We start from the raw sequence: 24,530 nt of genomic DNA, 5'->3' as shown, positions 1-24,530 counted from the left end.
AGGGGCGGGACTTGTGACATCCTTTGATATAAGGAGGGGTTTGAGCGTGAAAAAAGCAGGCATTTTGATGCCGGTGTTCTCACTGCCGGGAAAGTACGGCATCGGAACACTTGGCGAGGAAGCATATCGTTTTATCGATTTATTATGTGAGACCGGAAATAAGATCTGGCAGATCCTGCCGATGGGCCCGACGGGCTTCGGTGATTCACCGTACCAGGCATTTTCCGCCTTCGCGGGGAATCCGTATTTCGTGGACCTCGACCTGCTGGTCGAGGAGGGACTGCTGAGCAGAGAGGAGCTCGCAGATCCGGAGGCGTTTGACTTCGGTGATGCGGTCGACTATGCGGCGCTTGCGCGCGCCGAGGACGCAGCGAGGGCACAGAAGCAGCCGGCGGCAGATAAAACCGAAGAAGGCGCAGATGTATCGGATGCGAAGAACGCGCCGGCCATCTGGTTCGCGCATGATCGTGATGTGGCGTTCCGCGACCTCCGTCGCTGGCTGAAGCAGCCGGCGAATGTACGGCAGGAGGCAGGCGTGCCGGTCGACAGCATTGAACGCGTCAACTATGGAAAGCTCTACAGCAGTAAGAACAAGGCACTGAAGCTTGCCTTCACGCATTTCAAGGAGCAGGGCGGTGATGTCGAGGCGCTTTTCGCAGAGCTTCGTCCGGAGACGGTCGAGTATTGCGTCTTCATGGCCATCAAGGATTCGCTTTCCGGCGCGAGCTGGGATGTCTGGCCGGAGGAGCTGCGCGACTGCGATCCGAAGGCGGTGGCTGCGTTCCGCGCAGAGCACGCGGACGAGGTCGCGTTCTACGCCTTCGTGCAGTATGAGTTTAATAAGCAGTGGGCGGCGCTTCGCGCCTACGCGGCGGCGAGGGGCATCGAGATCCTCGGGGATATCCCGATCTACTGTGCACCGGATTCTTCAGATGTCTGGGCGCATCGCGAGCTCTTCCAGTACACGAAGGACGGCCATCCTTCGAAGGTAGCGGGAGTTCCACCAGATGCCTTCTCTGCGAGCGGTCAGCTCTGGGGCAACCCGCTCTATGACTGGGCCGCGCATAAGAAGACGAAGTACGCCTGGTGGTGTGCGCGCATGGAGTACTGCCTCTCGATGTACGACTATCTCCGCGTCGATCATTTCCGGGGCTTCGAGGCCTACTATGCGGTGCCGTTCGGTGATGACACGGCGGAAAACGGCGCGTGGGTGAAGGGCCCGGGCATGGGACTGTTCCGTGCGATGTACCAGCACTTCGGTACGAAGGACCTGCCGATCATCGCGGAGGACCTCGGTGTCATCACCGACGAGGTTCGGAAGCTGATGGCCGCGACCGGCTTCCCGGGTATGAAGGTGCTGCAGTTCGCCTGGGATTCGGGTGCGGGCAATGCTTATCTGCCACACAACTTCACCACGCCGAACTGTGTCTGCTACACAGGGACGCATGATAATGACACCCTTCGCCACTGGTTCGAGACCATCCCGGACTGGCAGCGGGACTATATGTACCAGTACATGAGTCGTTCTGGCAACGACTGGAATGCGATGCCGGAGCTGCTGATCAAGCGTGCGATGGCGTCCATCGCGGATACCGTGATCGTGCCGGTGGGTGACTACCTCGGCCTTGGCGGAGAGGCGCGCATCAACCAGCCGGGTACCGCCGGTCACAACTGGCAGTGGCGTATGACAGAGGACGCGTTCACTGAGCATGAAAAGCAGGTGATCTGTGGGATCCAGCGCACCTATGGTCGCTTCTATGAAGCGCCGGCGAAGCCAGAGAAGCCAGAGAAGTGACATCTATACAGGGCCCCGGAGGGTTGCCGGTAGAAGCACAGTACTCTGAGCTCGGAAGACTCTAAAATCCCATCTTCCGGGGGCTCTGAAAGAATACATACAGAAAAAGCTGGTCGATCCGACCAGCTTTTTTGATGAAGTTTAATTCACGGAGAAGTTCGCGGAGCTTTCGTTGTCGGCGAGGTCGCGGATATAGACGGTGATGGCGTCGCCGGCCATGGAGAAGGTGACGCGACCGGTCTGCTTATTGATGTCGGTCGGCTTTACGTTATTGCCGAGCGAGTCAACACCGTAGATCGAATCCCAGTTCACACCGGACTGGGTGTCGGAGACGGTGAACTCGAGGTAGCCGGCACCGAGATTGACGGACTCTTCATCGACGGTCGGACCGACGTCGTCGAGGAGATTGATCTGTACATAGGTCGTCTTCGACATGCCGTTGATGGACTTCGCGTTCAGGGTCAGGGTTCCGTTCTTCGTAACATCGGCGGTCCAGATCGAACCGGACTTCTCGAGCGGAAGCTCTGCGCCGTCCATGGTCGCGGTCAGCGACTTCAGCGGCACCAGGGAATCGACCTTGATTTCGATCGAAGCCGTCTGGTAATCCTTCGTATCCGGTTCGGTCGTCTCGATCGTCGGCTGCTGGATCACGAAGAGGAGAATCAGGCCGTTGATGATCAGGTACGGAAGCAGGTAGCAGAGGATGAAGTGCAGAACGCGCGACTTCGGTTTACTTTTTACGAGCTGTCCACGGGCGTCGTAGCGAAGCGACGGCCCCGGGGTGGATCTATAATTTTTCGCCATAATAACCTTCTTTTTAATAGGGATTGTGCCGCTAGTATAACAAAATGAAACTTGCGTTACAAGGGCACGGTTGTTATACTTATTTTACGATTTTCCTAATTTCTTCGTTTGACGAACATGATTTCAAATCGATGATTTCCGGAGCGGTCTTTCCCGTATCCATGAATTCCAGATTTTAAGATAGCGTTTTATACATTCCCTTAACGAAACAGTACAGGTATGCACGGAAGCTGAGTCATAGCTGCGGTGTTTTGGCCTTCGTTCGACATGTATTCCAGTATGCATCCGACAGAGGACCGACACAGCTGAAACAGCTTTCGGCTGGCAGAAAAAGTAAACAGCGGAGCGTTTCCGTAAACATAGCATGGTTTCAGAGAAACCATATGGAGGCAGTATGGCAGCAGAAGAAGAGAAGAAGACAGCGGTCGAGCGCAAGCCGAGAGGACGGAAGCCGAAAACTGCAGAGACAGTGGATGCGGCGGCAGTGGTAGAAGAGAGTAAGCCGAAGCGTACTACCCGAGCACGCAAGGTGAAGGAAGAGAAAAGTGCAGAGGTGGTTCCGGTGACCGAAGAAAGTAAGCCGAAGCGCACGACTCGTGCGCGGAAGCCGAAGACAGAGGAAGTTGCAGAGACAGCTCCGGTGGCCGAAGAACGTAAACCGAAGCGCACGACCCGCGCCAGAAAGACGGAGGAAGGCAGGGAGATGCTGGAAAGCGGTGAAGAAAGCACACCGAAGCGCACGACCCGCGGACGAAAGCCGAAGACAGCGGGAGTAGAAGCGCATGAGCAGAAGCGCACGACACGAGGTCGACAGTCTCAGAGCGGGGACACCGGTGAGCCTGCGACGCCAGAAGCAGTGGAGATGACGCTGTCGAAGAGCACAGAGGTGCAGACGACGGAAGCGGCTGCCGTACCGGAGAACTCCGGGGCGGTGGTGGTTGCAGAAGAAACGGGCGCAGTCGCTGTGGCGGAGCCTGCACAGGATCGTGCGGTAGTATCCGAAGCACCGGCGAAGGAAGCCACCCGAGCTTCGGCGGAGACATTGGCCGACGACACGAAGGGCAGAGCAGCAGAGCCGGGAAGTCTGGCCGAGCAGGCGGAACGTATCCGGGCACGGCGCGCGAAAGCATACGCCGGCCGCAGCAGTGGAGCGGCCGCGGGGCAGGGCGAGCGGATGGAGCGTGACAGCGATGCTGCAGCGTCGGATGCCATGTCGACAGCCCATGATGGTGAGACCGCGCGGACGGAAGTCGTTGAGAAGACGGACGAGCTCGACAACGAGACCCAGAAGGCACCGAGCGGTAATCCGTGCGGCGGCATCCTCGAGGTCATGCCGGACGGCTTCGGCTTTACGCGCTCGGATAACTTCATGCCGGGTGACAGTGATGTCTATGTGAATCCGGCGATCATCAAGCGTTACCGCCTGAAGACCGGCGATGTCATCCATGGTCTGTCGAGGGCGAAGAATCCGAACGAGCGCTATGCGGCGCTTTCCTACATCGAGACGGTCAATGGCAAGCCACTTTCCGAGATGTTCCGTCGGCGGAGCTTCGAGTCGCTGACCCCGATCTTCCCGAATCAGCGTATCCGCCTCGAGGTGCCGGGGGAGAGAACCTCGACCTCGCTTCGTATCCTCGACCTGCTGGCGCCGATCGGAAAGGGACAGCGTGGTATGATCGTATCGCCGCCGAAGGCTGGTAAGACGACGCTGCTGAAGCAGGTGGCGAAGGCCATCGTGAAGAACGAGCCGAAGATGCATCTGCTGATCCTCCTCATCGATGAGCGGCCGGAGGAGGTCACCGATATGAAGGAAGAGGTCGAGGGCGGCCTCGTCACCGTCATCTACTCGACCTTCGACGAGGTCCCGGAGCACCACAAGCGGGTGGCCGAGATGACCATCGAGCGTGCAAAGCGTCTCGTGGAGCAGGGCGAGGATGTCACCATCCTGCTCGATTCCATCACCCGTCTCGCGCGTGCCTATAATCTCGTGGTACCGGCGTCCGGACGTACGCTTTCGGGCGGTCTCGATCCGGCAGCGCTCCACATGCCGAAGCGCTTTTTTGGTGCGGCCCGTAATATGCGTGAAGGCGGATCCCTGACGATCCTGTCCACCGCACTCGTCGAAACCGGCTCCCGCATGGATGATGTTATCTACGAGGAGTTCAAGGGCACCGGCAACATGGAGCTCGTCCTGAACCGTGAGCTTCAGGAGCGCCGGATCTTCCCGGCCATCGACATCGTGAAATCCGGAACCCGTCGTGACGACCTGCTCCTCTCAGAGCTCGAGCAGAGAGCGGTCGACATCATTCATAAGCGCGTGTCGGATGAAAAGGCCAGCTCCGCGGAGGAGGTGATCCAGCTCTTCGAGCGCACCTCCAGTAACGAAGAGGTCTGTCAGTTCGTCGTAAACGGAAAACCGATTTCGAGCATGAACTCGCGGACAGGCAGTGGCTTCCGTGGAAATACGGATCTGAGTACAGGGCCGAAGCCGGGGATGAACTCAAATCCTGGAATGAAAACAAATGGAAATTCAAACAGCAGCACACAGAAGACCGGCGTAAAACCAGGCAGCAACCCGAACAGCCGCCTCGCGATTAAAATTAACCGCTGATACGCAGGCAGGCGCCGATTTCAGAAGTATTTTTATAACAGTTCAGCCGGGTTTATTTCTTAATCCAGTTGTGTTTTTAAGGGACGTCCAGACCGGGCGTCTCTTCTTGTTTGTTTGCCCACCCCATTCGACGTTCTGTATCTATTTACTTATCGGACCCGCCCCATGCAAACAAACAAAAATCGACGCCCATGCATCCTGACTGTGGGGAAATCTGATGAAAATCTGGGGATCGGAGTTTTAGGAAGGTAGCATGTGAATTGTACCCCTTGTCAAGAACACAAGAGATTTTAGTTGCCCCAATTTTTAGACAGCTACGTGTATCACTAATCATGACGATTTCCGAAGTTTTCACAAAAACTGTTGATAGCACTCTTGCGCCATTAGGTTTTATAATCTTTGTTACGAACAAGCGGTTTTCAGTCTGAGCGGCATTAGATGTTTTTCGCAAAGATAGGATTTCATAGAGCGATGCCATTATATTTTCTGGGATTTGTTACAAACGGGGCGTTTTCAAGAGTCGTGCCATTAAGTGACTTTTACAAATCATGGATTTCGGGGATCTGTGCCATTAGATTATTTCACAGACAGGGAAATATTCGAAGCTGTGACATTAAGTATTTGGCTTCGCGAAGGGACAAAGGAGCGATTTACGAAGAAAAATCTGGGTGGAGATAAAGTCACTGCTTCCGAAAAGGGCGGTTTTGCGTCAAAAATCGGTTTTTTACGCAAATGGCTCAGGGCGAGCGTGACTGGACTTAATGTCACAGGTTCGTCAGGAGATAAAAATGTGACAAAGCCTAATGGCATACGATCCGAATAAAGCGAATTTGCTAAATACCGGGTGGCAGCATCAAGACCTTCGGATACACTTTTACCGTTGGCATCATTTTCATATTGGGATGTTTTGATACAGCATTATGATCCTCGGTCTCCTCTTACCGTTGACATCCTTCTCATTTTTCGCTGCTTTGATACAGCATCACTCGCTCGGACGAAAACAGGCGCCGATTTTTTGTTTGCCTGCACGGGCGGAGCCAATATGTAAGTAGATAAAGGCTGTATACTGGGGTGGGCAGGCAAACGAGAAGAGGCACCCGGTATGGACATCTTTTGAAAATGATCCAGGTTACAAAATCACCCAGGCTGAACTGTTACGTATTTTCGTTTGTAGTATTGGAAAAAAGTTATAAAGAGTTATATAATATTAAAAAGCTTATAAAGAGTTATATAAAGTTATATAATAGGAGGACGGAATGAATAATCCTTTTACATTGACATTCGGAAGAGAACCTATAAACAGAATTGATCGCCTCGAGCAAAAGGATTACGTAGTGAACAGCTTCGAAAGTAATCCGCCATCCAATCAGGTTTGTATGGTTACGGGTGTCCGCGGTTCTGGAAAAACAGTGTTTTTGACAGAAATCGGGAAGTATTTTGCATCGAAAGAGGACTGGATCACGATTGACCTCACACCAGAAAGGGATCTTCTGCAGTCCTTCGCTGCAGAATTATATAACTATACTGGTATGACAGAAATCTTCAAACGTGCAAAATTAAATCTGCCCTTCCTTGGTATTGGCGTGGAAATCGATGGTACAGACCCGATCAAGGACATGAACATCGCCATAAAGCGGATGCTTCAACATACAAAGGACCATGGTAAAAAGGTTCTTGTTACGATTGATGAAGCGATCTGCAATAAAACGATGAAAGAGTTTGTATCTGTATTTCAGATTTATATGCGTCAGGATCTTCCAGTATTTTTACTGATGAGTGGGTTATATGAAAAAATCTATGAGCTTCAGAATGAAGACACACTGACATTTTTATACAGAGCACCCAAAATCGAACTGCAGCCACTGAATATCAGCATGATTGCGACACGTTACCAGGCTATTTTTAACCTTACCGACGAAGATGCTCGGAATATGGCGAAAGAAACCAGAGGATACGCCTTTGCATTTCAGGTACTTGGGTATCTTACCTGGAATGCAAAAGCATCATGGCGGACCGTCCTTCCGGAATATCGTCAGTATCTTGAAGAATTTGTCTATAATAAGATCTGGTCTGAGATTTCCGCAAAGGACCGGGAGGTCCTGTTTGGTGTGCTTCATTCCGAAAATCATAAGGTGAGTACCATTCGGGAAACGCTTCAGATGTCTTCCAGTGCATTCAGTATTTACCGTAACCGACTGATCAAAAAAGGTATTCTGAACGGAGATGTGTATGGCTATTTAGCGTTTGCGCTGCCGCAATTTGAAGAATTTCTGCGAGATATGGATTAAGCATCGGAGTCACCACCATGACTGACTTAGGGAGTTTTATGGATGCAAGAACAAAAATGATTATTGCAAATGGAAAGCCGATCTCTTCGGATGTTGTCTGCTGCCATTTCGATGGATGTGCTAAAAAATGGGACATTACATTCAAAAAACTTACCATTACTCCAAATGGAAAGTTACAGTTTTGAAGGAGTCGAAGAGTTTAAACCCGAAGAGCTACCAAGTGAGGTACAAGGGAAAATTTCTTTCGAACATCACAGCCATCAATTCTTTTCGTGACGGAAGGGTGGAATATTGGCATATATGCTTTTTGAATGGGTATGAGCAAGATTATATCGTTGATGAACTGGAAGTCAGAAAATCTGTTCTGGATCATGACAGAGCAAAACAGGTATTTGACTATCTGAGAGAAGTTGCAGGATACATCGGCACCAGCGACTGGCCAGATGATAATAGCGTATTTCTGTTAAAACAGTATGAAAAGATAGATTTTCTTGGTGGCGATACGGCGGCAGCGGTATATTTGAATCCGGAAGAGTATGATGCAGGAACAAAACTGGATTCGTCGGCACCTGTATTTCCGTTTGGCTGTAATGAGAGTCAGTATCAGGCAGTTGTGAATGCTCTTTCAAATCGAATCAGTGTGATCGAAGGGCCTCCGGGGACAGGAAAGACACAGACAATTCTGAATATCATTGCAAACCTTATACTTCAGGGGAAAACCGTTCAGGTGGTCAGTAATAATAATTCCGCGATCGATAATGTGATGGAGAAGCTGGCTTCGTCGAAGTATAAGCTGGATTTTATGGTTGCCCAACTGGGACGTGATGAGCGTAAAAGTGCATTTATCGCAGCACAGACCGGAGCCTATCCGGATATGTCCGACTGGAAAAGCGCTGAGAATGCATCATCAGAATTTTCTGATTCTATCAGAGAAAAGTCCGTAGCACTGCAGGAAATCTTTCGTGAGAAGAATAGATTGGCTAAATTGCGTGAGGAACGAAATAGAGTTCAACTTGAATGCGAACATTTACATGCCCTGATTCAGGATAATGAACTCATTCTTTCGAGCAAGAATCTATCTTCTGATCAATTGATGGAATTCTGGCAGGAGTATCAGGATATTCAGGATGGAACGAAAAAAGCGGGCTTGATATATCGGCTTATGCGTAGGATTTCTCTGGGGATTCGCGTTGGAAAGCTTTTGAAAGAAGATACGGCAGGTGTTATTAACAAGCTGCAATATATATTTTATGAAACCCGGTTAAAAGAAATAGATACTGAAATATCAGATATTACCGTGAAATTTGAAAACGATGATGCGGATGCACGAATGGATGAACTTATAGAGCTTTCATTGTGTTGCTTTCGATCTCGCCTCGCAGAACGATATTCAGATAAAAATAGTCGCCGCGTTTTTGTAAAAGATGATTTATGGCAGCATCCGGAGGAATTTATATAAGAATATCCGGTTGTACTGAGTACAACGTATACTGCTCGAAGCAGCTTGGGGAGACAGGCCCAGTTTGATTATGTCGTTATGGATGAGGCCTCACAGGTGGATGTTGCAACCGGTATGCTTGCGCTTTCCTGTGCAAAAAATGCGGTTATTGTCGGTGATACGAAACAGCTTTCTAATATTGTGAAAACGCAGCAAAGAAAACCACTGGAAACAATTTGGAATGCGCATAAAATAAGCGCAGAATATAATTTTGCAGAGTATAGTTTTCTGTCGTCGTTGTGTTCACTTATGAGTGAACGGATACCACAGGTTGTTTTACGCGAGCATTATCGTTGCCATCCGCAGATTATCGGCTTTTGTAACCAGAAGTTTTATAACGGTGACCTGATCGTCATGACGGATAGCAACGGAGAGAGTGCGCTGAAGCTTGTAACCACTGTGCCAGGAAACCATCAGCGTGACCATATGAACCAGAGGCAGATTGATGTGATCTGTAAGGAGATTCTGCCGGCACTGGATGAACCTGAGGATGAAGTCGGTATCATTGCTCCCTATCGTAATCAGGTTGCTCAGATGAAGAAGGAGCTGGGAGATACTGCGATAGAGGTTGCAACTGTACATAAGTTTCAGGGACGCGAAAAGAATGATATCATCCTGTCTACAGTTGACGACACGATTACAGAGTTTTCGGATGATCCAAATCTTCTGAACGTTGCGATTTCCAGGGCAAAGAAGCAGCTGATCCTTGTTGTAGCTGATCAGGAGCAACCGGCAGGAAGCAATATAGCCGACCTTATCGGATATATTCGCTATAACAACTGTGATGTGCAGCACAGTAAAATCAGTTCCGTTTTTGACTATTTATATAGTCAATACACCGAAAGCAGGCTTGAGTATCTCAAACGGCATAAAAGAATTTCGGAATATGATTCAGAGAATCTTATGTACGCGCTGATTCAGGATGAACTGAAAAATTGCGGTAATGTTGCGCTTGGGGTGGTATGCCATCAGCCGTTGCAACTACTATTCCGTGATTGCTCCAGAATGAATGCTGAAGAACAGAGATTTGTGAATACTGGACTTTCCCACATTGATTTTCTGATTTTTAATAAGGTCAGCAAAGAGCCAATGCTTGCAATTGAAGTAGATGGTTTCCACTATCATAAGGATGGAACGAAGCAGGCAGAAAGAGATAAGCTGAAAAATCATATTCTTGAAATCTACGGACTGCCACTCGTGAGATTTTCGACGAATGGTAGTGGGGAGAAGGAAAAATTAAGGGAAAAGATTGCAGAGATCACAGCATGAATACTGCTCGATTTCCATAGAATCATCGCGCGCGGCCCGGAAATTCTTACTGGCAAACCGGGTGAAATAGATGAAGATGGATGGCACTATCCAATAACCGGTTGATTACGAAATCGTGGATATTTTTAGCACCAGCTATCATTTTTGTGTACGGAGCTAAACTATCTAAGATTTTCAAATAGGGCGCTTATTGGATAGGTTTCTGCAAAATCAGGCATACGCATATAAGCGTACTATCGAAGAAGCCTCGTTTTTTAAAACAGTGGATATGTATTTTTGACTTCAGAGAAGAGTTTCTTTCGGCTGATATCTAATAAACCTTCTTTTTTGAAATACTGGATATGCGAGTGTGGATTCCTCTTAGGAAATAAGGATTTTCGTATCCAGTATTTTTGAAATCGCCTAATAGTAGATAGTTTGCAGTCACCTGTCATGCTTACAGTCAAAAAACATATCCAGTATTTTTATAATCAAACCATATTGGATAGGAACGTTGGCCAGGGGCGACGAAGAGGCGGCGGCAACGGAGTACTGTTCCTACGTTGCTGCCCCTCCGGCTCTTGCCTGATCAGTACACGAGTGAACAGTAACAGTCGTTGTCTAATGCTTATCTAATGTCTGTACAATGTTTCGAACGTACTGTATAATGTCTGTACAATGTCCGGATGGTGAAATGGAGGAGCACTATGAAGATTTCGGAATTATTCCCTGATGTCGTAACGGAGGATACGGAATATGAGTTTAAAGCGCTTCTTAAGCAGGATAATCCTGTGAAATGGGCGAAGACCATCGTCGGATATGCGAATGATCAGGGTGGCATCATCTTTGTGGGTGTGTCCAATGATGGCGAAGCCTTCGGTCTGGATCTGAACGAAATCGATCAGACAAAAAATCTGGTGGCGAGGGTAAATGACCGGAATATTTTTCCTCACGTGAAAATCAGCTACATGATGCGAAGTGTAGATGAAACGGCAGATCATTTTGTGCTGGGGATGAAAGTGCTGCCTGCGGAATCCGTTGTCAGATATCGGGAAGGGGATTTCAACGAAACTGTATACATCCGAGGAAATGGTAATTCTACACCTGCAACACCAGAAGACATTATTTCATTATCCAAAAGACGTTATGGTGTGGACAATGAAACAACCGAGGTGCGCTATCGAGAGGAAGAGTGGACAGATTATCTGACGCTCTGCAGGGAGTATCGAAATGATGGTGCTGTGCCGTCTTTAAAAGAGTTGCAGAGTGAGGAAATCGTATCAAAGGATGGCTTTGCAAAATCAGGATTCATCATGTTCCGCGATGGGTATGATCGGGATGACACGATGATCTGCTGTCGTCTCTGGAAGGGGATGAATAAAGCCGGCACCGTGCTGGATAGTGCGAGATTCAAGGGCTCGATCGCGCTTGTCTTCGAGAATGCGCTGCGTTTTATCGAGCGAAATACGAAAAGCGGGTGGCAGAAGACGGCGAATGGTGGACGTAAGGAAATCCGTTCCTATCCGAAGGAGGCGATACGAGAGGCACTGGTGAATGCCATCGCACACCGTGATTACTCGATTTCCGGGACACAGATCGATGTGGATATCTATAATGACCGAATGGAAATCGTTTCTCCGGGATCATGGTTACTGCCGAAGGGATATGCGGAATATCCGGTAGGCTCGATACCGTCGATTCGAAGAAATTCGATTATCGCCGCTTGTCTGGATGCTGCAAACCTGATGGAGCGTGGAGGAACCGGATTTCTCACGATGATGGAGGCCTATAAGGCGTTCTCTGAACAATTCCAGCCGGTGATTTCGATTTATCCGGGATTTTTAAATCTGAAATTATATGATGTTTTATATCGTGTGGATGAAGCACCGCGTTCGGTGGAGTATACAGCGAGTGAAAATAAAGTGTGGAAACTTCTGAAAGAAAATGGACCGATGAAGGTTAAAGATCTCCAGTGCGCCTATGGCTATTCGAATCGATCTCGATTTTTAAAGGATGTGATCAACCCGATGATTGAAAGGGGCGACATCTATCGGGATGGAAGCACGAAATCCCCGACCGCAGTGATTAAAATTAAGCGCTGAGGTCTTGCAATATTTTTTGCTTTATGGTAGCTTATAAAGGCTTAACTATTTTCTAAGCGGTCGAGTCTCGTGAGTGCACTGCATTCAGCGGCCGACACGCAAGCTGGCATGGTTGGGAACCATGCAGAAAGAGGTACGAGATGAAGGAAGGAATCCATCCAAAGTATTATCAGGCTACCGTTACCTGCAACTGCGGTAACACATTCGTAACTGGCTCCACAAAGCCGGAGATCCACGTCGAGGTTTGCTCTGCTTGCCACTCATTCTACACTGGTAAGGAGAAGGCATCCAGCCTGAAGGGTCAGATCGATAAGTTCAACAAGAAGTTTGGTCTTGCTTGATTTATACGAAGCTGAAAACACTGTCCCATACCTGTATCCGAGAGGTGCAGGTGTGGGATTTTTTTGTACAGATTCATGTATATGGCATCGTTTCTTTATACATATCCATGAGAGCGTCGCCCGCCGTCATAAAAGTTTCACTTTCCTGTTATTGAATTCATGTTTTCCATCGTTTACACTTAGGTGCGTGAAATTTTATAATCATGATGTGTTTTTCTTCCTTTTAGCAGGTATTTACTATTCTGGTACCTGTTCAGGAACAGGATATGAAGTAGTTTGAGAAGCAGATGTGAAAACATCACTTTTGATATAAAAAAAGAAATCCAGAAAGCGATATGACAGATACAGAAAAGATTTTTTCAAATGATACAACAAATGCAGAAGTCCCGGCAGAGAATAGGACGCCGTCATCGCTCCCACATACCCAGATCTACAGTGGTATCGGTGGTCAGGCCGTCATCGAGGGGATGATGATGCGAAACGGTCAGCGCTATTCGGTGGGCGTCCGGAAGCCGGATGGCTCCATCGCCGTGATGGAGGACACGTACATCTCCATGACGGATAAGCATCCGTTTCTGAAGGCACCGCTGATCCGTGGTGTCTTTTCCTTCGTGGATTCCATGGTGCTCGGCATGCGCTGCCTCACCTTCAGTGCATCCTTCCTCGAGGATGATCCGGAGGAGGCGGAGAAGGAGCCGACGAAATTCGAGGCCTGGCTGGACCGTACCTTCGGCGATAAGCTCGAGCCGGTGCTCGAAACGATCGTCATGATCTTTTCCTTCGTGGTCGCGATGCTCCTCTTCGTGATCTTTCCGACCTGGATCGCCGGCTTCCTGAAGCCGGTGTTGCCGCATGCATCGCTGCTCGGCCTCATCGAGGGCGTGATTCGTGTGCTGCTCTTTATCATCTATATTAAAGTGATTTCCCGTACGCCGGACATCGCGCGTACCTTCCAGTACCACGGTGCGGAGCATAAGTGCATCAACTGTGTCGAGCATGGCCTCCCGCTGACGGTGGATAACGTCGCCGCCTCCAGCAAGGAGCACAAGCGCTGCGGCACCAGCTTCATCGTCTATGTCATGCTGATCTCCATCCTGCTGTTCATGGTGATCCGCGTAGATACCCTCTGGATGCGCCTCCTCAGCCGGATTATCCTGATTCCGGTCATCGCCGGCGTCAGCTTCGAGGTGCTGCGCCTCGTCGGCACGCATGATAACGCGCTGACCCGACTTCTCTTTATCCCGGGTATGTGGATGCAGGGCCTCACCACGCGCGAACCGGACCGCGATGAGATCGAGGTGGCCATCGCCGCCGTCGAGCGCGTCTTCGACTGGCGCGATTTCGAGAAGCAGACCTTCGGCCTCGACTTCTCCGACCGCCCATCCGACGTGCACTCCACCCTCGTGGACATCCCGGTCGTCGATGGAAAACCGGTGATCGAAAATTCATAGCGGATCGCATGCATCGATTCATCACGCAACGGCCTTTTCGAACGCACATAAGGAGATATATCATTATCTGCGCTGCATATTCTGCGAGGCTCGTTGCATCATCATGTGCCGATTTTCGGATGCATTTATGAAGGAGTATCATGCCGATCACCACGCTGCGTCAGCTTCTCGATGAAGCGACGGAAACACTGAACACCGCCCAGGTACCGGACCCGCGCTACGATGCGCGGGCTCTTCTGATGTCCGCCTATCAGCTCTCGCCTGCGCAGTATCTGCTCTACGAGCACGACGCGCCGGAGACCCTGATCCCGCGGGTGCTGCCCGACGCGGCGGCCCTGTCGGCTGCGACCACGCTGTTTCAGGCCAATGTTGACCGCCGTAGTCGACGGGAACCCCTCCAGCAGATCCTAGGCACCGCCGGCTTCTATGGGCTCGACTTCCTCGTGACGAAGGACGTGCTCTGCCCGCGTGCCGACACCGAGACGCTCGTGGACGCGGTGCTCGGAAATCTCATGCCGGAGCAGATTGGGGCTGTACACGCAGCGCCGTCGGTCGACCCGACATGCGCAGCGCGCACGGAGGTGGAGAACCTGGCAGTGGACACGTCCTCTTCCGAGCACACGGTGGATAAGTGCCCTGATTTTCTGGCACATGTGGATAACGATGGCGCGTCGCTCCTCGATGTCTGCACCGGCTCCGGCTGTATCGCCATCGCCCTCACGAAATTCGGCACTTTCCGCGATACCACGGCGGTGGATATCTCCGACGCTGCGCTCGCCATCGCGCGCCAGAACGCCGAGCGACTGTTGATAACGGAGGCGGATACCGCCGCGACCATGACGCCGTGCGCTGTGTCGGCGGACGAAACCATGGTCGCTACGTCGACGCGGATGAACCCAGGTCCGCGGACGGAGGTGCATCTTCAGCACGCGGCGGTCGACTTCACCCTTCTGCGGAGTGACATGTTCTCTGCATTGGCCGAACGCACGGAAGATGGGGCGCTGAAGCGATACGACGTCATCGTCTCGAACCCGCCGTACATCCCATCGGCGGTGGTGGACGAGCTCGAGCCCGAGGTCCGGGACTACGAGCCGCGCATCGCCCTCGACGGCACCGCCGACGGACTGCGCTTCTACCGCATCCTCGCGGAGGAATCCGTCCGCTACCTGAAGCCCGGCGGGCGCATCTACCTCGAAATCGGCTACGACCAGGGCGAGCGCGTCCCGGCGCTCCTCGCAGCCGCCGGCTTTCGCGACATCACCGTCATCCGCGACTTCGGCGGAAATGACCGCGTGGTCGCTGCACATCTATAAATGAAGAATTGCAAAGTCGGAGGTCCGGAGGGGCGGCAACCGAGGCCATACGGAGAGACCGTGTAAAATCAAGCCGAGTCCCCTGGACTGACCGCTATGAAATATAAAGGAGTATTACCATGGATATGTTTGACCGTCTGGAGTCCATCTCCCGACACTATGAGGAAATCCAGCGCTTCATGACGGAGCCGGATATCGTAAACGATACAGAAAAATACCTGAGGCTGATGCGGGAGTCGAGTGAGCTCGAGCCGCTGTATACGACCTACAAGCGTTACCTCGAGGCCGTGGCCGGCGAGAAGGAGGCCCTCGAGATGCTGGCGTCCGAGAAGGATCCGGAGATGATCGAGCTCGCGAAGGCAGAGCTTGCCGAGGCGAAGGAAAACCAGCCGACCCTCATCAAGGAGCTCCAGATCCTTCTGCTTCCGAAGGACGAGAATGATGATAAGAACATCATCATGGAGATCCGTGGTGGTGCCGGCGGTGATGAGGCGGCGCTTTTCGCCGCAGAGCTCTACCGCATGTACATCAACTACGCGGAGCGTCGTGGCTATAAGACGGAGCTGATGTCGGTCAATGAAACCGGCATCGGCGGGATGAAGGAGGTGGTTTTCGTCGTCACCGGAAAGGGCGCGTACAGCCGTCTCAAGTATGAGGCGGGCGTGCACCGTGTACAGCGTGTGCCGGTGACCGAGTCCGGCGGACGTATCCACACCTCCACCGCAACGGTCGCTGTGATGCCGGAGGCTGAGGACGTCGATGTCGAGATCAATCCGGCGGATGTAAAGATGGAGGTCTTCCGTTCCTCCGGTGCCGGTGGACAGCACATCAATAAAACTTCATCTGCGGTACGACTCATCCACATCCCGACCGGTATGGTGGCCGAGTGTCAGGAGGAGCGTTCTCAGCTTCAGAACCGCGAGAAGGCGATGCGACTTCTTCGTGCGCGCCTATATGAAATAGAGTATAATAAAAAGCACGACGAGGCGGCGGAGGCCAAGCGCTCCCAGGTGGGCACGGGCGACCGTTCCGAGAAGATCCGTACCTACAACTTCCCGCAGGGACGTGTGACGGATCACCGGATCGGACTGACGCTGTACTCGATCGATAAGGTACTGAATGGAGACCTCGATCCGCTCCTCGACCCGATCATCGCCGCCGACCAGGCAGCGAAGCTCGCGGAGCTGAATCAGGAGGTTATCTGACATAAGCGATGATTCTGCACACCGGCTGTCTGGTGCTGCAGGATGCCGCCATTTTCTGCAGCATGTGGCGTGTCCGGAGCCGGGAAGCGCAGCGCCTGCAACAGGGGGCCGTGCGCCGGGATCGGACGCAGACAGAAGAAGGAGAAAAAAGTGGCCAGGGAAAGAATATCTGTGGATCCGCATCAGCGCTCCCGTCGCCGGCAGCAGCCGGGCGGTGGAAAGCACTTCATGCCGGCGATCATCGGACTTCTCATGCTCCTCGTGTTTGCCGGTGCCGCCGGTGGATACATCTATGAGAAAAAATATGCGCCGACGAAGGAGCTCGCCGACCAGGCGGACTACTTCGGTGTCAGCGGCGATGAGGTGACGATCTACCTCGATGAGGAGCAGCAGGCGGATGAGAACGGAAAGCTCGTGCTGGCGAAGTGTGTGAACGGCGGCGTCTTCCTCCCGTATGAGTGGGTGATGTCGAACCTGAACCGCCGTTTCTTCTGGGCCTCGGATGCGACGGAGGTCCTCTATACGATGCCGACCGAGACCCTGAAGTACGGGATCGGCGACACACTGAGCGATGGCTCGACGCCGTTCCTGAAGCTCGGAAACGGCACGGAAAATCTGTATCTGAACGTAAAGCTCGTCGCGGAACACACAAACATCCGCTTCACGAGCTACGTGAGCGCAGAGCAGAAGCGCATCTTCATCTTCGACGACTTCTCGCCGTATACCGAGGCGACCGTTCAGAAGAAGGAGGCGGTGCGTCTCCTCGGTGGCGTGAAATCACCGGTGCTGACGACGCTCGAGCAGGGGGCCAATGTTAAAATCCTCGAGGCGATGGAGAACTGGTCACGGGTTGAAACCGAAGACGGCTATATCGGCTGGCTCCGGAACAAGCGTCTCTCCGACGAGCGTTCGGTGACCCCGGAAAGCACGTTCACTGCGCCGGAATATACACATAAACTCCTCGATCAGAAGGTCGTGATGGGCTTCCATCAGGTGACCTCGCAGGCGGGCAACGCAAGCTTCGCGAGTGCGACCTCGCAGCCGGGCAGCACGATGAATGTCATCGCGCCGACCTGGTTCATCCTGAATTCCGATCAGGGTACCTTCACCTCCTACTGGAGTGCGGACTATGTGCAGGCGGCTCATGCAGCCGGCTACCAGGTCTGGGCCGTGGTCAATAACTTCGACGCCGGAAACATCGACGAGTCGGTCTTCCTCGAGAACACCGCGCTTCGTGCGCAGCTCGTCGCTTCCCTCGTGTCCACCGCCGTCGCGGGTGGCATCGATGGTCTCAACATTGACTTCGAGCTGATCCCGACCGGCCTCGGTCGCGCGTATATTCAGTTCATGCGGGAGCTCGGCGTCGCCTGCCGTGAGGCGGGACTCGTGCTGTCTGCGGACTGCTATGTACCATATAATTACAACAGTCACTACGACATCGAGGAGCTCGGCGAGTGCATCGACTACGTCGTCATCATGTGCTATGACGAGCACTATGCCGGCAGCGAGGAAGGCTCGGTGGCTTCGATCGATTACGTAAAGCGTGGCATCCGCGAAGCGAGCAGCGCCATGGACAGTGATCGCGTCATCATTGCCCTCCCATTCTATACACGCGTGTGGATCACCGGTGCGGATGGCAAGACCCGCTCCGAGGCGCTCAGCGTCCAGACCGCACTAAACTGGGTAGCGGAGAAGGGCGTGCAGCTCGAGTGGCAGGAGGACCTCGGCCAGAACTACGGCGAGATCACCGACGGCACGGAGGTCAAGAAGGTCTGGATGGAGGATGATCAGTCCATGCAGCGGAAGGTCGATGCCGTGAAGGAAGCCGGCTGTGCGGGCGTCGCGGGCTGGAAGCTCGGACAGGAGCCGCAGAGCTTCTGGAGTATACTGAATCTCAATGCAGACAGCGCGGCACAGAACTGAGCCGTGGAATGTCGGCAGCGTGAGCGTGGGCGCACTGCGCCTGAAGCGTGGTGCCGGTACAGAGAATATAGATGCGGATGCGCTTCGGCGCAGACGCTGAAAGATAGAAGGAAGTTAAGATGGAAACAATCGTAAAAGGTATGGAGGGCGTGCAGCAGGCGGCGGAAATCATCCGCCGGGGCGGCCTCGTGGCATTTCCGACCGAGACAGTCTATGGTCTCGGGGGCAATGCATTGGATCCGGAGGCGAGCCGGAAGATATATGCGGCGAAGGGACGGCCGTCGGATAACCCGCTGATCGTGCATGTCTCCTGTATCGACGAGGTCCCGCCGCTCGTGTCGGAATTTCCGGACAGCGCGCGGAAGCTGATGGAGGCGTTCTGGCCGGGGCCGCTCACGATCGTGCTGCCGAAGGCGGCGATCGTGCCATATGAAACGACGGGCGGCCTCGAGACCGTCGCGATCCGCTGCCCGGAGAACCGCGTGACCCTCGCGTTTATCAAGGCGACCGGTGTGCCGATCGCCGGACCGAGTGCAAACACCTCCGGCAAGCCGAGTCCGACGGAAGCGGCGCATGTGTACCATGATCTTCAGGGAAAGATCGAGATGATCCTCGATGACGGCCCGGTGGGCATCGGCGTCGAGTCTACCATTATTGATCTCACCGGTGATGTACCGACCCTGCTTCGACCGGGTGCGATCACCGTGGAGGAGCTGTCCGAGACGCTCGGCACCGAGGTCCGGATCGATCCGGCCATCATCGCCGGCGGCGTGAAGGAGGGTGTGCACCCGAAGGCACCGGGGATGAAGTACCGGCATTATGCGCCGAATGCGCGCATGGCGCTCGTGACGACCCGGCTGTCGAAGGAACGTGACTATGCGCTCTCCGAGGAAGAACGCGCGGAAGCCGATCAGATGGTGGCCGCCTGCATTGTCCGACTCGTGGATGCGGACGAAGCCGCCGGCCTTCGGGTCGGGATCATCTGCTGCGAGGAGACGTGGGCGCGCTACCTCAGTGCGGGCGACCGCCGTGCGGACATCAAGGTGATCGGTCGCCGAAGCGATCCGCTGTCGATGACACATGAGCTGTTCCGTGTGCTGCGTGAGTTCGACGAGGACGGCACGGAGCGGATCTACGCCGAGAGCTACAGTGATCGCGGCGTGGGCTTCGCGCTCATGAACCGCATGCGGAAGTCCGCCGGGATGCTGGAGGTCTGCGCGGATGATCAGCCGACGGATGTTTTCCGGAACGGCATCTCCCCGCTCGCCGGCCTGCAGCCGCACGCGGATAAATAAAGGCAAGCGTTTAGACAGGGGCCCGGAGGATGGCAACGGAGGCACAGCACTCCGAGATCGGTGAGATCTAAGCCGGGGTCCCTGAGCTGAACCGTTACAAATAAAGGAGAATGAGATGGAAGAGAGTGGAAAGAGACGAGACTATATCACCTGGGATGAGTACTTCATGGGGGTCGCCGAGATGTCGGCGCGCCGTTCGAAGGACCCGAGTACCCAGGTGGGCGCCTGCATCGTGAGCCCGGAGAACAAGATTCTCTCGATGGGCTACAACGGCTTCCCGCAGGGCTGCTCCGATGACGCCTTCCCGTGGACGAAGATCCATGCGGAGGACGACCCGTACAATGCGAAGTACTTCTACTCGACGCATGCAGAGCTGAACGCGATCCTCAACTATCGCGGCGGTTCCCTCGAGGGCTGTAAGCTCTATGTCACGCTCTTCCCGTGCAACGAGTGTGCGAAGGCGCTGATCCAGGCTGGCATCCGGACGCTGATCTACTACTCTGATAAGTATGGCGACACGCCGTCGACCCGAGCCAGCAAGCGCATGCTCGATGCCGCCGGCGTCCGCTACTACCAGTACCAGCCGACCGGCCGCACCGTGACCCTGGCGCTGTGACGCCGGAATTTAATGGGGTCTGACCCCATTAAATTTTTCTAAACAGATTCTAAACTGGACTTTATGGGGTCAGACCCCCTTACGAAATTCTTAAGATGATGCCATGACGGGGTGATCGGAAAGAGGACGAGATGTTTGTAAAGGGAGAGAGCCCGGAGGCGCGGGAGAAGCGCGTCCGGGAGATCATGAAGCGGCTCGATGAGCATTATGGTGCCGAGCCGCCGATTTTTTTGAAAAGTGAAAATGCGTGGCAGCTGCTGTTCGCGACGATTCTGAGTGCACAGTGCACTGATGCCCGCGTCAATATGGTGACCGAGAAGCTGTTTAAGAAGTATACCTGTCTCGAGGATTTCGCCGAGGTGCCGATCGAGGAGCTCGAGGAGGACATCCGTTCCACCGGCTTCTACCATAACAAGGCGCGGAACATCAAGGCCTGCGCCGCCGATCTCCTCGCGCGCTATGACGGCGTCGTGCCCGACAGCATTGACGAGCTCACCTCGCTCCCGGGCGTCGGCCGCAAGACGGGGAACCTGATTCTCGGCCACATCTACAACAAGCCGGCGCTCGTCGTGGATACGCATGTGAAGCGCATCTCGAACCGTCTCGGACTTGCGGCGTCGAGCGACCCGACGCGCACCGAATTTCAGCTCATGGAGACGGTGCCGGAGGAGTTCTGGATCCGCTGGAACACGCACATCATCTCACTCGGACGGAGCTACTGTATGTCGGCGCGCCCGGACTGTGGCGCGTGCTTCCTTCGGGATCTCTGCCCGAGCTGCGACAACACGGAGCTGCTGGAGGCGACCCGCGCCGGCGTGACGAGCGGGAAGAGCCGGAAGAAGAAATAAAGGAAAGATTATGTCAGAATGTGAAATGTGTTTAAACTACGTCTACGATGACGACGATGAGGAGTATGTCTGCGAGGCCGACATCGACGAGGACGACATGGCCCACATGTGGGGCGGTCGCCGTCGGCACTGCCCGTACTGGCGCTCGAACGACGAGTACCGCACGGTCAAGCACCAGTCCATCGGCCACCTGCCAGGCTACAGCGACGCCGGGTATTTCGTGGATGATCAGAAGGAAGAACTGTCGGATGGGGAGGCGTAGGCCTTCGCGGAGTGTATGAGCGCGTCGGTGGCGCGCAGGTGTGTACGGCGTCGAATGCCCGGGCATGCCGGAGTGAGGGCGTGCGCGGGACTGGACTTCGGCGGCATGCCAGATGGAGAGCATGCGCGGTGCTGGGCTTCGGCGACATGCCGGGAAAGGTGATTTTATGCTACATGTTGTACTTCATGAACCGGAAATTCCGTTCAATACCGGTGCGATCGGTCGTACCTGCGTGGCGACCCACACGTCGCTTCATATGATCCGGCCGTACGGCTTCACCCTCGATGACCGCTACATCAAGCGTGCGGGCATGGACTACTGGGCGAAGCTCGATCTCCACGAGTACCTCGACTACGAGGACTTCCTCGCGCAGCACCCGGAGCTCCACTTCGCCGACGAGTTCGAGCCGGCCAATGCAGGCGATCCGGCAGCAGATGGTGCTGCGGATGCCTCGGCAGCTGGCGGAGCTGCGCAGGGCGATGGTGCCGGAAAGGATGGCGAGCCGGCGCCGGTGGATGTGGCGAGCCTTTGGGATGACGGCATGTACGCCGGTCAGGCGCACTGTGCGGACTGGTCTCAGGAGACCATCGAGACACCGAAGCTCTGGTTTGCGACCACGAAGGGCCGGCAGGTCTACAGCGACGTCCACTTCGGGCCGAATGACTACATCATGTTCGGAAAGGAATCCGCCGGCATCCCGGAGGAGATCCTCGTCCAGCACCCGAAGTCCTGCATCCGCATCCCGATGTGGGGTGACATGCGTTCCCTGAACCTCAGCAACTCCGCCGCGATCCTCCTCTACGAAGCCTACCGCCAGAACGACTTCGAAAACCTGGAAAAACGCGGAGAACTGCACCGGCTGCACTGGTAAATATCATGGGGTGCGCCGACAGGCGCAGTTAATGGGGTCCAGTTAATGGGGTCTGACCCCATTAAATTTTTCTAAACAGATTCTAAACTGGACTTTATGGGGTCAGACCCCATTACGAAATTCTTAAGATGAACGAATAGGTGGAAAGGAGTGCGCGATGGCGAGGAAAACTGAAAAGAAAGCCGGGCTGCCGATGGCAGTGACGCTGGTCGCGCTACTTCTTTTCGTCAGTGCCGTCGGGACCGTCCTGTACGTGAAGAAAGCGGGCAGCGGTGGGCCGGACGAGGCCGAAACGACGAGTGCAGCGGCAGACAGCAGCGCCGCTGACGTCGACGCTGCTGCCGGGGAGCCGGCGCCGGACGCTGCGGCGGCCGGTGATGAGGAAGGCGAGGATACGGCACTCATCGATGAGACGCTCGATAATGTGCCACACGCCTATCAGGCCTACCTCGAGGCGGTCGACGAGCTGGAAGCGAGCTTCGGCACACCGGCGGCGATCGAATCTGCCCAGGGCTACCTCGACCTCGACGCGAGCCACTTCGCAGATCTCAGCGGCCTCTGCCTCCTCGAGCTGATCGATTTCGACCGTGACGGCCTCGACGAGCTCGTGGCGGGCTATCGTGAGCCCACGGACGGCAGCTACCATTTCCGCGTTTACGGCTACGCGCAGGGCCAGCTTCACATGTACATCGATTCGATCATGGGCGGCGTCGGCCAGCCGGTGATCTACGAGCTCGCGACGGAGACCCTGAACGACGGCCAGGAGTACCTGATCACGCACGACGGCATCCGCGGTCACCGCATCTACGGCTTCGATGCGACGGGCCACTTTATGAAGCGCATCGAGATCGGCGCGCATCAGATCAACGGTGAGCCGGTCTATGACAACTCTGTCGTGAAGGCCATGCGCGCCTGGATCGCCGATGAGCAGACACGCTACCCGATGACGATGCTGCAGGATGCCGACGTCGCACTGCAGGCGATCGAAGCGACGCGTGCAGAACTGGAGGCCGGTGCAGCGCTGACCGATCCAGAGGTCCTCGAGGCCGAGGATCCGGCGTCGGCCAATGCAGACGACGCGGAGATCGTCAGCTACGCGGATGGTCCGACGGGCACGACCACGGATGGTCATCTGCATCTTGATCAGTCAGATGCGGCTCCGGATACGGAAGCGCATCTCAATTCGACGGAGGTCGGTCCTGCGGGTACAGACGAATCTGCATCCGAGCATGCGACGACGGCCGGCGATATCATCGGTGCAGCGAAGTCGACGGCTGAAACGACGGAAAGTGAGGATGCGGAGCCGCCGAAGCCACGTAACTGTACGGCGAAGCAGCTGCTGGCGCAGATCCACGACGTGACGGACGACAGCATTGCCGACTACCTCTATGCAGATTTCGATGGGGACGGCGTGCGCGACCTCGTCGCCCTCAGCCTGCACTGCACTCCGCCGAAGGAGACGGCTGCGAGCGACTGGAGCGCGATCTATGCGGCACCGGACGGAAGCGAGGACGGCGATGCGATGCGCTTCAGCAGCGGTACGGACTATACACTCAGCTGGTGGTTTGCGAATGGCGAGCAGGTTTATACCTTCGACAGCATGCGTGCCCCGGTGGTGACCGGCGCGAAGCTTCTGAAGCTCGAGACGGATGTGGGACTCCAGCTTGCAGCGACGGTCTACTGGGAAGATGAGGACACGGATGCGGTGAACACGAGTGCCGGGACATCACTGTTTTCCGGCACCCACAGCGCAGCAGCCTATGCGGCGGACGCCGGCGCGAATCAAGGTGGACTCAGCGCCACCCGTCAGACCGACAGCACCAGCCTCATCTACCGCTTCGATGACAGTGGCGCGACGGAGCTCTTCCGTGAGGATGGCTACCGCCTCTCGAACCCGGGCGCGAACCGCATCGGTTTCTCCAGTGTTCACTACACGAAAGGAGACGACGGCAGTCTGAACGAAAGCTGCGCGTACGGGACACTCCGCTACAACACGGCGGACGACAGCTATCAGGAATATGCATTTTGATTCAGCGAGGGGACGAAGAATCCTCTCGCT

Annotated in this window: 19 protein-coding genes and 3 pseudogenes; 21 read left to right on the top strand and 1 reads right to left on the bottom strand. The window is 54.3% G+C overall.

The annotated features are described in order from the left end of the window. Positions 1-67 precede the first annotated feature (67 nt). Positions 68-1,795 (top strand): 4-alpha-glucanotransferase, encoded by a 1,728-nt coding sequence (gene malQ / locus ACTNC3_RS05395; RefSeq protein ID WP_441226767.1) that lies wholly within the window; start codon positions 68-70, stop codon positions 1,793-1,795. 141 nt (positions 1,796-1,936) lie between these two features. Here malQ and ACTNC3_RS05390 read toward each other — a convergent pair whose 3' ends face one another. Further along, the gene (locus ACTNC3_RS05390) at positions 1,937-2,599 is read right to left on the bottom strand and encodes a hypothetical protein (protein WP_410043129.1); all 663 of its coding nucleotides are present in this window, start codon (positions 2,597-2,599) and stop codon (positions 1,937-1,939) included. Between the two features lie 394 nt (positions 2,600-2,993). On the opposite strand from ACTNC3_RS05390, the gene rho reads away from it, so the two are divergent. The 20 genes and pseudogenes from rho to ACTNC3_RS05290 all read left to right on the top strand — a co-directional run bounded on the left by rho (position 2,994) and on the right by ACTNC3_RS05290 (position 24,500). After that, a complete protein-coding gene (gene rho / locus ACTNC3_RS05385; RefSeq protein ID WP_441226730.1) occupies positions 2,994-5,210 on the top strand; it encodes a transcription termination factor Rho in 2,217 nt (738 codons plus the stop codon). A gap of 565 nt (positions 5,211-5,775) precedes the next feature. Then, positions 5,776-6,033 (top strand): hypothetical protein, encoded by a 258-nt coding sequence (locus ACTNC3_RS05380; protein ID WP_441226729.1) that lies wholly within the window; start codon positions 5,776-5,778, stop codon positions 6,031-6,033. Between the two features lie 433 nt (positions 6,034-6,466). Beyond that, the gene (locus ACTNC3_RS05375) at positions 6,467-7,498 is read left to right on the top strand and encodes an ATP-binding protein (protein WP_441226728.1); all 1,032 of its coding nucleotides are present in this window, start codon (positions 6,467-6,469) and stop codon (positions 7,496-7,498) included. Positions 7,499-7,536: 38 nt separating this feature from the next. Beyond that, a complete protein-coding gene (locus tag ACTNC3_RS05370) occupies positions 7,537-7,683 on the top strand; it encodes a hypothetical protein (protein WP_441226727.1) in 147 nt (48 codons plus the stop codon). Then, positions 7,680-8,957 (top strand): AAA domain-containing protein, encoded by a 1,278-nt coding sequence (locus ACTNC3_RS05365; protein ID WP_441226726.1) that lies wholly within the window; start codon positions 7,680-7,682, stop codon positions 8,955-8,957. Before ACTNC3_RS05370 ends, ACTNC3_RS05365 begins: the two co-directional genes overlap by 4 nt. Before the next feature lie 15 nt (positions 8,958-8,972). Beyond that, positions 8,973-10,265, top strand: a complete 1,293-nt coding sequence (locus ACTNC3_RS05360; protein ID WP_441226766.1) for an AAA domain-containing protein — start codon at positions 8,973-8,975, stop codon at positions 10,263-10,265. Between the two features lie 686 nt (positions 10,266-10,951). Further along, positions 10,952-12,346 (top strand): RNA-binding domain-containing protein, encoded by a 1,395-nt coding sequence (locus ACTNC3_RS05355; protein ID WP_441226725.1) that lies wholly within the window; start codon positions 10,952-10,954, stop codon positions 12,344-12,346. 140 nt (positions 12,347-12,486) lie between these two features. Next, entirely contained in the window at positions 12,487-12,687 is a 201-nt protein-coding gene (rpmE, locus tag ACTNC3_RS05350; RefSeq protein ID WP_410043125.1) for a 50S ribosomal protein L31, read from the top strand. A gap of 467 nt (positions 12,688-13,154) precedes the next feature. Then, the gene (locus tag ACTNC3_RS05345) at positions 13,155-14,138 is read left to right on the top strand and encodes a DUF1385 domain-containing protein (protein WP_441226765.1); all 984 of its coding nucleotides are present in this window, start codon (positions 13,155-13,157) and stop codon (positions 14,136-14,138) included. 140 nt (positions 14,139-14,278) lie between these two features. After that, positions 14,279-14,539: pseudogene (locus tag ACTNC3_RS05340) on the top strand (hypothetical protein); the annotation flags it as partial. Positions 14,540-14,581: 42 nt separating this feature from the next. Then, complete coding sequence (locus tag ACTNC3_RS05335) at positions 14,582-15,451, top strand: HemK/PrmC family methyltransferase (protein WP_441226764.1); 870 nt, start codon at positions 14,582-14,584, stop codon at positions 15,449-15,451. 125 nt (positions 15,452-15,576) lie between these two features. After that, complete coding sequence (prfA, locus tag ACTNC3_RS05330) at positions 15,577-16,656, top strand: peptide chain release factor 1 (protein ID WP_410043182.1); 1,080 nt, start codon at positions 15,577-15,579, stop codon at positions 16,654-16,656. Between the two features lie 150 nt (positions 16,657-16,806). After that, positions 16,807-18,579, top strand: a complete 1,773-nt coding sequence (locus ACTNC3_RS05325; RefSeq protein WP_441226724.1) for a glycosyl hydrolase family 18 protein — start codon at positions 16,807-16,809, stop codon at positions 18,577-18,579. A gap of 119 nt (positions 18,580-18,698) precedes the next feature. Then, positions 18,699-19,874, top strand: a complete 1,176-nt coding sequence (locus ACTNC3_RS05320; RefSeq protein ID WP_441226723.1) for an L-threonylcarbamoyladenylate synthase — start codon at positions 18,699-18,701, stop codon at positions 19,872-19,874. 115 nt (positions 19,875-19,989) lie between these two features. Beyond that, positions 19,990-20,490, top strand: a complete 501-nt coding sequence (locus tag ACTNC3_RS05315) for a deoxycytidylate deaminase (RefSeq protein ID WP_410043121.1) — start codon at positions 19,990-19,992, stop codon at positions 20,488-20,490. Between the two features lie 131 nt (positions 20,491-20,621). Beyond that, positions 20,622-21,338 carry an endonuclease III gene (gene nth / locus ACTNC3_RS05310; RefSeq protein WP_441226722.1) on the top strand — a complete coding sequence of 239 codons (717 nt, stop codon included), beginning with the start codon at positions 20,622-20,624 and terminating at the stop codon, positions 21,336-21,338. Positions 21,339-21,348: 10 nt separating this feature from the next. Continuing rightward, positions 21,349-21,600, top strand: coding sequence for a DUF6472 family protein (locus ACTNC3_RS05305; protein WP_441226721.1), 252 nt, complete (start codon positions 21,349-21,351; stop codon positions 21,598-21,600). A gap of 166 nt (positions 21,601-21,766) precedes the next feature. Next, positions 21,767-21,979, top strand: a pseudogene (locus ACTNC3_RS05300) (tRNA (cytidine(34)-2'-O)-methyltransferase); the annotation flags it as partial. 222 nt (positions 21,980-22,201) lie between these two features. Further along, positions 22,202-22,471: pseudogene (locus ACTNC3_RS05295) on the top strand (tRNA (cytidine(34)-2'-O)-methyltransferase); the annotation flags it as partial. Between the two features lie 157 nt (positions 22,472-22,628). After that, complete coding sequence (locus ACTNC3_RS05290) at positions 22,629-24,500, top strand: hypothetical protein (RefSeq protein WP_441226720.1); 1,872 nt, start codon at positions 22,629-22,631, stop codon at positions 24,498-24,500. Positions 24,501-24,530: the final 30 nt, after the last annotated feature.

Source organism: Oribacterium sp. HCP3S3_B9, assembly GCF_052064255.1.
Taxonomy (GTDB): Bacteria; Bacillota; Clostridia; order Lachnospirales; family Lachnospiraceae; genus Oribacterium.
The sequence above is the reverse complement of the archived record's forward strand: the minus strand, read 5'-3'. Positions and strand labels throughout refer to the sequence as shown.

Coding starts and splice junctions, on each gene's coding strand:
- ACTNC3_RS05375 (WP_441226728.1), top strand. CDS start 6,467: ATGAATAATCCTTTTACATTGACATTCGGAAGAGAACCTATAAACAGA.
- ACTNC3_RS05320 (WP_441226723.1), top strand. CDS start 18,699: ATGGAAACAATCGTAAAAGGTATGGAGGGCGTGCAGCAGGCGGCGGAA.
- ACTNC3_RS05305 (WP_441226721.1), top strand. CDS start 21,349: ATGTCAGAATGTGAAATGTGTTTAAACTACGTCTACGATGACGACGAT.
- ACTNC3_RS05370 (WP_441226727.1), top strand. CDS start 7,537: ATGGATGCAAGAACAAAAATGATTATTGCAAATGGAAAGCCGATCTCT.
- malQ (WP_441226767.1), top strand. CDS start 68: ATGCCGGTGTTCTCACTGCCGGGAAAGTACGGCATCGGAACACTTGGC.
- ACTNC3_RS05345 (WP_441226765.1), top strand. CDS start 13,155: ATGATGATGCGAAACGGTCAGCGCTATTCGGTGGGCGTCCGGAAGCCG.
- ACTNC3_RS05355 (WP_441226725.1), top strand. CDS start 10,952: ATGAAGATTTCGGAATTATTCCCTGATGTCGTAACGGAGGATACGGAA.
- ACTNC3_RS05290 (WP_441226720.1), top strand. CDS start 22,629: ATGGCGAGGAAAACTGAAAAGAAAGCCGGGCTGCCGATGGCAGTGACG.
- rpmE (WP_410043125.1), top strand. CDS start 12,487: ATGAAGGAAGGAATCCATCCAAAGTATTATCAGGCTACCGTTACCTGC.
- ACTNC3_RS05390 (WP_410043129.1), bottom strand. CDS start 2,599: ATGGCGAAAAATTATAGATCCACCCCGGGGCCGTCGCTTCGCTACGAC.
- prfA (WP_410043182.1), top strand. CDS start 15,577: ATGTTTGACCGTCTGGAGTCCATCTCCCGACACTATGAGGAAATCCAG.
- nth (WP_441226722.1), top strand. CDS start 20,622: ATGTTTGTAAAGGGAGAGAGCCCGGAGGCGCGGGAGAAGCGCGTCCGG.
- rho (WP_441226730.1), top strand. CDS start 2,994: ATGGCAGCAGAAGAAGAGAAGAAGACAGCGGTCGAGCGCAAGCCGAGA.
- ACTNC3_RS05315 (WP_410043121.1), top strand. CDS start 19,990: ATGGAAGAGAGTGGAAAGAGACGAGACTATATCACCTGGGATGAGTAC.